General features: G+C 61.0%; 1 pseudogene. It reads right to left on the minus strand.

The window, feature by feature from the left end:
• Positions 1–720, minus strand: a pseudogene (locus tag A7K61_RS30605) (RHS repeat protein); the annotation flags it as partial.

Raw genomic sequence — 720 nt, forward strand, 5'->3', positions numbered from 1 at the left:
CTGGCAGGCACAGGTTTTTCAGCTGGCCGCAGGCGTCGTAGCCGTAGCGCAGGGTGCCCCAGCCTTGGTGCTCGGCGGTGAGGCGGTTTTGGCGGTCGTACTCGTAGGCCAACGCCCAGTGACCGTCTTCGACGCTGAGGAGGTTGCCTTGGCGGTCGTAGGCATAGTCGACAACGCTGGCATCGGGCAGGGTTTTTCTTACGAGGCGCCCGGCGTGGTCGCGCTCGTAACGGGTGATTAGCTGACTGTCATCGTCGCCGTATTCGGTTTTTTCCAGCAGGTTGCCGTTGAGGTCGTAGGCGTAGGCGGTGCGCTGGCCGTCGAAGCCGGTTTCCTGGCGGATCAGGCCGTTGGGGTGGTAGTCGAGTTGGTAGGTTTCGCCGGTTTCGTTTTCGATCTCGGTAAGCAGCAGCCGCACGTTGTCGTAGCGGTACTTGACCTGGGTGCCGTCGGCGTTGAGACGGCGGCTGATCAGGTGCAGGCCGTCGGCGTATTCGTAGCGGGTGACGTGGCCGAGTTCGTCGCGTTCGGCGATGATTTTGCCGTAGGGGTTGTAGCTTAATTCTCGGCAACCACCGCCTGGCAAGACGAGGCGAATCAGCCTACCGACGCTGTCCCATTCATAAACGGTCTGTGCGCCGTGTTCATCCTCTCGGGCGATTTGCCTTCCGAGATCGTCATAGCGATAACGCCTGATCCCACCATGGGGCAATTGCTCTT

It is taken from the genome of Pseudomonas sp. AP42 (assembly GCF_001728935.1).
Classification (GTDB): Bacteria; Pseudomonadota; Gammaproteobacteria; order Pseudomonadales; family Pseudomonadaceae; genus Aquipseudomonas; species Aquipseudomonas lactis.